The sequence below is a fragment of the Streptomyces sp. SM1 genome (assembly GCF_002910825.1).
In the GTDB taxonomy this organism is placed as follows: domain Bacteria; phylum Actinomycetota; class Actinomycetes; order Streptomycetales; family Streptomycetaceae; genus Streptomyces; species Streptomyces okerensis.
Genome location: NZ_NEUB01000540.1, coordinates 1 through 7,794, shown reverse-complemented (window position 1 = coordinate 7,794; position 7,794 = coordinate 1). Strand labels below are relative to the sequence as shown.

The following is a 7,794-nucleotide window of genomic DNA, read 5'->3' as shown; positions in this document are numbered from 1 at the left end:
GCGCGGTGGCCGTCTCCCTGCTGCCGGTGGACGGCGCGAGCGTGTCGCTGCGCGGCGACGGCCTGCCCGCACAACTCGCCGCCTCCAGCCCGTACGCCGCACATCTCGGCCAGCTCCAGGCGACGTTGGGCGACGGCCCCTGCCGGAACGTGCTGCAGACCGGCCGTCCCGTGCTCGCCCTCGACCTCGCCGCCGCCGACTGCGTCCAGCGCTGGCCCGTCTTCGCGCAGCAGGCGCTCGGCGCCGGCGTCCGGGCCGTCTACGCACTGCCACTCGGCAGTGACACCACGTGCGTCGGCACCCTCGACCTGTACCGCGACACGCCCGGCGGGCTCACCACCCACCAGCTCCGCACGGCCCGGCTCGTCGCCGGGGTCATGACGGTGGCGCTGATGGACCTGCCGTACGGCCTTCCCGACGGAGAGGAACCCTGGCTCAGCGGGCTGGCCGCCGACCACGATCGCGTTCACCAGGCCGTCGGCATGATCATGGTCCAGCTCGGCATCGGCGCGGACGAGGCCCTGGCCCGGCTGCGAGGCGACGCCTTCGCGCACGGCCGCACCGCCCTCGAGGTGGCCCTGGACGTCGTCTTCCACCGCCGACGCTTCGAGACGCCCTGACCAGGGCACTTACCCTTGGTTGCCATGGACATAGCCATCCTCGCGCTCATCTGCGTCGTGCTCCTCGCAACGATGACGCTCCAGACGCACTTCTCCCGGTCCGAACGCCGTGCCGCCCGCATCGAGCGCAAACTCGACCTGGTGCTCGGCCACTTGGGAATCGAGGAGGAGGTCCCGAGAATGGACGAGATCGTCAGCCTCGTCCGCCAGGGCAAGCAGGTCCAGGCGGTCAAGCTGTACCGCGAGTCCATGGGCACGGATCTCCTGGAGGCCAAGCAGGCGGTGGACCGCCTGTCCTGAACTCCCGCGCCCTGTAGTCCTGGTACCCCGGGGCCCGGGACCCGGCGACCGTGCCGTTCAGACCCGTACCCGGCCCTGGCGGCCGATCCCTGCCAGGCGGTCCGCGCCGAGTTGAGTGACGGCCTGGGTGACCTCCGGGAGGACCGCGCCGAAGCCTCCGTTGGTGAGGGTGAGGGTGTCCTCGCCGACGCGGACCGCCGCGAGGTCCACGGTGAGCGCGGTCGGTACTCCGTCGGAGGCCTTCCCGGTCATCCGCAGGCGCAGCCCGGCCCGCGCGTCGCCCGCTTCCGGGAGCGGAAGCCGGGTCACCTCGACGAGCTGGGTGCCGGCCCGGGTGGTCGTCGCCTCGAAGCGTTCGCACTTCTCGGGAAGGGTGCCCAGCCAGTTCAGGACACGGTCCACGTCGGCCGGGCGGTACGCGGCGACCTGGTACCGCAGTTGGGCGTCGTTGTAGGTGTCGTCGAGGGTGGCCGTGGCGCGCGGGCCCGCCGGGGGGCCGAACAGCTCCTCCGTGTAGAGGACGTCCAGGAGGCGGCGGCAGTCGGCGTGGCCGGTGGTCGCCTTGAGCAGCCCGTCCCGCCACGTCGCCGCGCCCCGGCTGGTCATCCAGGGCTCTCCCAGGTCCGTCTCCGTGATCAGCGCCTCCCGCAACTGTGCCTCGCTCAGTGCGGGCGGGGACGGCGCGGCCGGCCGCTCGGAGGCGGAGGCGGCGGCGGACGCGGTGGCGGTCGGCGACTCGGGCGGCGGAGGAGGCTGCGAGACGCCCTCGGGCAGGGGGCGGGGAACGTCCCGGCCGTCGGCCATGCACCCCGCGGTGGTGAGCAGGGCCGTCACCGACAGCACGGAGACGAGGAGGGCGCGGGCGGCGGCCGGGGCATGGGTCATCGGGGTGCCTCCTGGGGGAACCGGGCCGTCCACGAGCGGACGTGCTCTTACGGCACCACCGGGCCGGTCACGCCACCAGCGCGGCGAGCCGTCCGGGTGAGCCGCCGGGCCGGAACCTCAGCCCCCCCGGCTCCCCCCGGCTCCACCCGGCTCTACCCGGCCCCGGCTCTACCCGGCCCCGGCCTCACCCGGCCCCGGTCGTACCTGGCGACGGTCGTACCTGGTGACGGTCGAACGCGACCCGGCCGGTCACCGGGGACGGCCGGGTCACTGCTTCGGAACCGGGCTCTCGTCGTGGACGGGCGGCTGTGCCTGAATGCCGAAGGTGGCCGGCCCGCGTCCTGGAACCGCAGGGTGATCTCGGTGGCGCCGCCGCCCCTGATCACCTCGCGCACGTTCCGCAGGATCAGGTGGTTCTTGCCCGGCTCCAGCTCGACCAGGTCGTTCTCGGGCAGTTCCACACGGTTCGGCAGCCGCTTGCCGTCGGAGTCGACGATGTCGACGGACGCGGCCATCGGCGAACTCGCGTCCACCAGCCGATCGCGCCCGCCGCCCTTGTTGTAGAGCCATACGTACGCCGGGACGTCGTCCCCGGGCCGCCACGGCCCGCCCGTCAGTTCGGCCAGGTGCGCGTACCGGATCATGAGGTCCCCGACACGGGCGTTCTGACCCGGTGCGTCCCAGTCCGGGGGGAGAAGTCGTCGTCCGCTCCGCATCCGCTCCCCGCCAGGGCGAGGGTGACGGCGAGCGCTCCTGCCGCCAGACCGTTCCGGGCGCGTAGCGTGCGGGGGGAGAGCCATGATCCCGTGTTCCTCTCGTCGGCCGGACGGCCTGGCGTCCTCCGCACGGGGTAGCCCCGGATGACGGGGGCAAACAGGGCGGAAGTATTCGGGGATGGATGATTCCGTTCAATCCGCGTGTTCGCTCTTAGGTTGGTGTGGACAGATTCCCGCTGTCGCCCGCACACACCACACCCAGAGGAGACCGTGTGACCGACCGCCCCATCGCGCCCGACGCCCGGCCGCCGCACCCCGCACCCGATGCCACGCCCGACCTCTCCTCCCGGAACCCCGACTGGTGGCGGCAGGCCGTCGTCTATCAGGTGTACCCCCGCAGCTTCGCCGACGCCGACGGCGACGGACTCGGTGACCTGCGCGGCGTCACCCGCCGCCTCACCCACCTCGCCACCCTGGGCGTGGACGCCCTGTGGCTGAGCCCGTTCTACCCGTCCGAGCTCGCCGACGGCGGGTACGACGTCGCCGACCCGCGCGACGTCGACCCCCGCCTGGGCACGCTCGACGACTTCGACGCCCTCGTCCGCGAGGCGCACCGGCTCGGCCTGAAGGTCATCGTCGACATCGTCCCCAACCACACCTCCCACCGGCACGTCTGGTTCCAGGAAGCGCTGCGCGCCGGCCCCGGCTCACCGGCCCGCGACCGCTACGTCTTCCGGGACGGCCGGGGCGAGCGGGGCGGACTGCCGCCCACCGACTGGCAGTCCGTGTTCGGCGGCAGTGCCTGGCAGCGGGTCCCGGACGGGCAGTGGTACCTGCATCTCTTCGCCGCCGAGCAGCCCGACCTCGACTGGGGTCACAGGGACGTCCGCGACGACCACCGTGCCACCCTGCGGTTCTGGTCCGACCGCGGTGTGGACGGCTTCCGGATCGACGTGGCGCACGCCCTCGCCAAGGACCTGAGCGAGCCGCTGCGCGACCTCGGTGCCCACACGTCGGGCGGTGAGGCCGCCCTCGCCGGCTTCCCGCCCGGCACCCACCCCTTCTACGACCGCGACGAGGTGCACGAGATCTACCGCGACTGGCGCAAGATCCTCGACGCCTACTCGCCACCCCGGACGGCCGTCGCCGAGGCCTGGGTCCCCGACGCCCGGCGCGCCCTGTACGCCCGCCCGGACGAACTGGGGCAGGCCTTCAACTTCGAGTACCTGCAGACTCCGTGGGACGCGGCGGCGCTGCGCCAGGTCATCACCGGCTCCCTCGCGACCGCGCACGCGGCCGGCGCCTCGGCGACCTGGGTGCTCTCCAACCACGACGTGATCCGGCACGCCACCCGGCTGGTGCTCCCGCCGGGCACCGACGACAACGCCTGGCTGCTGTCCGGCGGCCACGCCCCCGCCGTCGACCCGGACGCCGGACTGCGCCGCGCCCGCGCCGCCACCCTGCTGATGCTGGCCCTCCCCGGCTCGGCGTACGTGTACCAGGGCGAGGAACTCGGCCTGCCCGAGGTCGCCGACCTGCCCACCGAGGTCCTCCAGGACCCGATCTGGGAACAGACGGGGCACGTCCGCAAGGGCCGCGACGGATGCCGGGTGCCACTGCCGTGGACGACCACCGGACCGTCGTACGGCTTCGGGGCGGCCGGTGCGTGGCTGCCGCAGCCGCCGGCCTTCGCCGCGTACGCCGTCGAGGCACAGGACGGGGTGGAGGGCTCGACCCTGGAGCTGTACCGCACGGCCCTGCGGCTGCGCCGCAAACTGCTGGACGGCGAGTCGCTGACCTGGGCGGAGGAGACCCCGGCCGGGGTCCTGCAGTTCGACCGCGGCGACGGCTGGCGCTGTGTGGCCAACCTGTCCCCCGACCCCGTCACCCTCCCGGCCGGCGAGGTCCTCCTGACCAGCGCACCCCTCCAGGACGGCCGTCTGGGCCCCGACACGACAGCGTGGCTCGGCCACTGAACGGGCCACGCCCCTCAGACGTGCCCCGGGCCTCCGCTGCCGAAGGCACCGCTGGACCCGGGCAGCCAGCGCTTGCGCTTCTGGTCCTCGCCGGTCCTGGAACCGGAATGATGGATCTCGTAGGGCATGAGCCGGGATCCCGTCCTCCCCACCCGCGGCATCTCGTCCGGCTCCCGCATCTCCCGCGTCTCGCGGACCGCGCCGCCCTCGGGCAGCTTCGGCTGTTGCTCGGGGGTGGGGCGGGGGGACTCCTGGTCCATGACCCGCATCCCGACACGTACGGCCCAGATCAGCGCGCCGGCCACGATCAGCCCGCCGATGAAGGCCGCGGCCACGTTCCAGACCTGCTGACTGACGGCCAGAAGTTCATACGTTGCGGTGCTCATACTTCCGAGTATGGACGAGGAAATGAGATAAAGCTCCCGATATACCCGAATCCCCGGTGGGGCCGGAGAGCGGGCGCCGGTGTCCTCGTTCGGCCCGCTCCGGCGGGCGGCCGCCCCCGCGCCATGGCAGATTGCGGGACCAGCGGGAAGGCCGGGACGGGCCGTCGCGTCCCCATGTGTGCAGCTCGGGGCCCGCCCCCGGCCTTCCCGTATCCACCCCGCCCCCGCCGCAGTCCCAAACCGGCACTCCCAAACCGGCGCCCCCACCTCCGGCGCCTCGGCGGACCGCCCCTCCGCCCCCGTACGGGCAGCCTCCGCAGCGCCCGGCCCGGCCGCCGGCGCCACGGCCTCCCTGGGCCGGCTGCCCGCGCCACCCGGTACATGGGGAGCCGGCCCCATGTACGTCGCCGGCGACGGTGTCCGGGTCGGAGCAGGGCAAGCGGCCTGCGGCTGCGGGCCACTACGCCGTCCGTCTTCCGCGACCAGCTGACGCGGGCACCATGACGGCCGGCGAGCAGGCCCGGACCGCGCCGGACGCCTGGGCGGCCCAGTGGCTGTCTCCGCGCCGTGTTCGTCACCCTGGCGGCCGACCGGGGCACCAGCGACCTCATGACCACCCGTCTGCCGGACGTCGAGGTCCTCCGGGCCGTGCACGCCCACCGCCGCCGGACCGCGGACATCCTGCTCGGCCGGGCCCGTGACCAGGGAGTCGTGCGCCCCGACGCCACCGCGGAGGACCTCCTGTCCGCCCTGGCCGCCCTCGGCCGCGCCGTTCCGCCCCTCGGCGCGGCCGCCACGCCCGACGCCTGGCACCTTCCAGGGAGGCCTTCGTGGTGCCCCGGCGTTTCCTCCGCGGGCGTGGTCGGCAGGACATCTGTTGCCGCCGTGACAGTTTTTCCGCCGAGGCGACTAGAGTTCCCCCGCGGGGAACCCGTCCCCGTGGCGGGCCGTGACCGTGGTGGTCCGCGGAAAGGTGCGCATGTCTCCGGAGAGCCGGCCGTACGCCGGCGGCCGGCAGCCGGACCAGGACCGGCTCCCCGTCGCCGACCGGCTCGACGACGACCACTTCCCGGCCTACACCATGGGCAGGGCCGCGGAACTGATCGGAGCCGCACCCGCGTTCCTCCGGGCGCTGGGCGAGGCCCGGCTGATCACCCCGGCGCGTTCCGGGGGCGGTCACCGCCGCTACTCGCGCCATCAGCTGAGGCTGGCCGCCCGGGTCCGCGAGCTGGTCGACCAGGGCACCCCGGTCGACGCCGCGTGCCGCATCGTCAGCCTCGAGGAGCAGTTGGAGCGGGCCGAACGGGCCAACGAGGAGCTGCGCCGGGGCGAGGCGGGCGCGCTCCCGGGGCGCCGGTGAAAATCTGTTCCCGCCGGAACAGTATTTCCGCTCCCGCTAGGGAAAATGTCTTTCTCTAAACACGCCATCGGGGTTTTATTCCAGTGATTTTCCTCGCTTGCCGCGGATATGGATCGTGCTAGGCTGACGTCAGTTGCAGTTGTGGTTGCCAGTTTGCTACCGGTTCTCCGGGCAGGTGATCATCGCGACGATGTAGGGATTCGTAAAGTGCGAGTTCCCGACACTGTCTCAGGAGATTTGATATGGCCACCGGTACGGTGAAGTGGTTCAACTCGGAAAAGGGCTTCGGCTTCATCGAGCAGGACGGCGGCGGCGCTGACGTGTTCGCCCACTACTCGAACATCGCCACCTCGGGCTTCCGCGAGCTCCAGGAAGGCCAGAAGGTGACCTTCGACGTCACCCAGGGCCAGAAGGGCCCGCAGGCGGAGAACATCGTTCCCGCCTGACCTGCACGCAGGCATTCAGGAGCAGGGGCCCGCACTTCGGTGCGGGTCCCTGCTTCTTTGTTTTGTACCTGCCTATTCACCTGCATTTCGCCCGGACGACGCGCGTACCGGCCCCGGCGACGCGCGTACGGGTCAGCGTGACCGCAGCCGTGCCGCCCGCAGCGCGTCCACCGCGATCCTCGCCGCCGTCCCGATCACCGTGTCCGCCACCGGCAGGGTGGCGGCGGTGTGCGCGGTACGGGTGAACACGGCGACGGCGTAGCGGCCGCCGTCCGGGTACTCGACGACTCCCACCTCGTTGCGCAGGGTCGGCAGACTGCCGGTCTTCCCGGCGACATGGACGTCGTCGAACGGAAAACCGGAGGCCAGCCGGTGCGGCCACACCTGGAGCCCCATGATCCGCCGCATCGCGGCGCCGTGTTCCGGCGTACAGGCCTCGTCCCGCCACACCGCGGCCAGCAGCCGGGTCATCTCGCGCGGGGTGCTGCGGTTCGTGCGGGCGGGGTCCAGTGCCCGCAGCCGGGTGATGACACGCGGGTCGGCGAGTGCGCGGGCGCCGTCCGGACCGGCGTCCTCCCTGACGGTGGCGAGCAGGTCACCGAAGGAGTGGACGGCGAGCGTCCGCGGAAGTCCGAGCCGGGCCGTGGTCGCGTTCACGGCGTCCAGACCCACCCGGCGCAGCAGCAGATCGGCGGCGGCGTTGTCGCTGACCGCCATCATCAGATACGCCAGATCGCGCAGGGAGAGCCGGGCCGCGTCCAGCATGGCGGCGACGCCGGTGGGGCCGGGGGTGCGCCCGACGGGCGGGCATTCGACCCGCTCGGTGAGGTCCAGCAGGCCCGCCGCGGCCTGTTCGTGCAGCGCGACCAGGACACACAGCTTGTGGACACTGGCCGTGGGAACCGGCTGGTCCGCCCCGGCGTCGAGCTGCCCGCCGGAGTCGATGTCGAGGGCGTGCAGCCGGCCGGTGACCCCGGCGTCGGCGAAGGCCGCGTGAATGCGGGCGACGGCGTCGGTCACAGCCAGTACTCCGATGCCGGGCGCAGGTGCAGGGGACGGGAGGGCGCGTCGGGGACCGCGCCGGCGGTGGTGCGCAGCGCGTGTG

Annotated in this window: 9 protein-coding genes; 5 read left to right on the top strand and 4 right to left on the bottom strand. The window is 73.0% G+C overall.

Features of this window, described 5'->3' with window-relative positions:
* Positions 1-620, top strand: a 620-nt coding sequence (locus B9S61_RS13160; RefSeq protein WP_103542422.1) for a GAF and ANTAR domain-containing protein, incomplete at its 5' end; no start/stop codon positions are given.
* 24 nt (positions 621-644) lie between these two features.
* A complete protein-coding gene (locus tag B9S61_RS13155; protein ID WP_103542420.1) occupies positions 645-920 on the top strand; it encodes a hypothetical protein in 276 nt (91 codons plus the stop codon).
* A 57-nt stretch (positions 921-977) separates the two neighbouring features.
* Here B9S61_RS13155 and B9S61_RS13150 read toward each other — a convergent pair whose 3' ends face one another.
* Complete coding sequence (locus B9S61_RS13150; RefSeq protein WP_103542419.1) at positions 978-1,805, bottom strand: hypothetical protein; 828 nt, start codon at positions 1,803-1,805, stop codon at positions 978-980.
* 152 nt (positions 1,806-1,957) lie between these two features.
* Positions 1,958-2,449 (bottom strand): copper chaperone PCu(A)C, encoded by a 492-nt coding sequence (locus B9S61_RS13145; protein ID WP_258039642.1) that lies wholly within the window; start codon positions 2,447-2,449, stop codon positions 1,958-1,960.
* A 344-nt stretch (positions 2,450-2,793) separates the two neighbouring features.
* Here B9S61_RS13145 and B9S61_RS13140 point away from each other — a divergent pair, with 344 nt between their 5' ends.
* Complete coding sequence (locus B9S61_RS13140) at positions 2,794-4,497, top strand: glycoside hydrolase family 13 protein (RefSeq protein WP_103542418.1); 1,704 nt, start codon at positions 2,794-2,796, stop codon at positions 4,495-4,497.
* A 14-nt stretch (positions 4,498-4,511) separates the two neighbouring features.
* On the opposite strand, the gene B9S61_RS13135 is transcribed toward B9S61_RS13140, so the two are convergent.
* Positions 4,512-4,883 carry a DUF6479 family protein gene (locus B9S61_RS13135; protein ID WP_103542417.1) on the bottom strand — a complete coding sequence of 124 codons (372 nt, stop codon included), beginning with the start codon at positions 4,881-4,883 and terminating at the stop codon, positions 4,512-4,514.
* Positions 4,884-5,862: 979 nt separating this feature from the next.
* On the opposite strand from B9S61_RS13135, the gene B9S61_RS13120 reads away from it, so the two are divergent.
* Together B9S61_RS13120 and B9S61_RS13115 are read left to right on the top strand one after the other, a co-directional pair.
* On the top strand, positions 5,863-6,243 hold the full coding sequence (locus B9S61_RS13120; protein ID WP_103542421.1) for a MerR family transcriptional regulator: 381 nt from the start codon (positions 5,863-5,865) through the stop codon (positions 6,241-6,243).
* A gap of 242 nt (positions 6,244-6,485) precedes the next feature.
* A complete protein-coding gene (locus B9S61_RS13115; protein WP_004985680.1) occupies positions 6,486-6,689 on the top strand; it encodes a cold-shock protein in 204 nt (67 codons plus the stop codon).
* A 132-nt stretch (positions 6,690-6,821) separates the two neighbouring features.
* On the opposite strand, the gene B9S61_RS13110 is transcribed toward B9S61_RS13115, so the two are convergent.
* On the bottom strand, positions 6,822-7,709 hold the full coding sequence (locus tag B9S61_RS13110) for a serine hydrolase (RefSeq protein WP_103542415.1): 888 nt from the start codon (positions 7,707-7,709) through the stop codon (positions 6,822-6,824).
* Positions 7,710-7,794 lie beyond the last annotated feature (85 nt).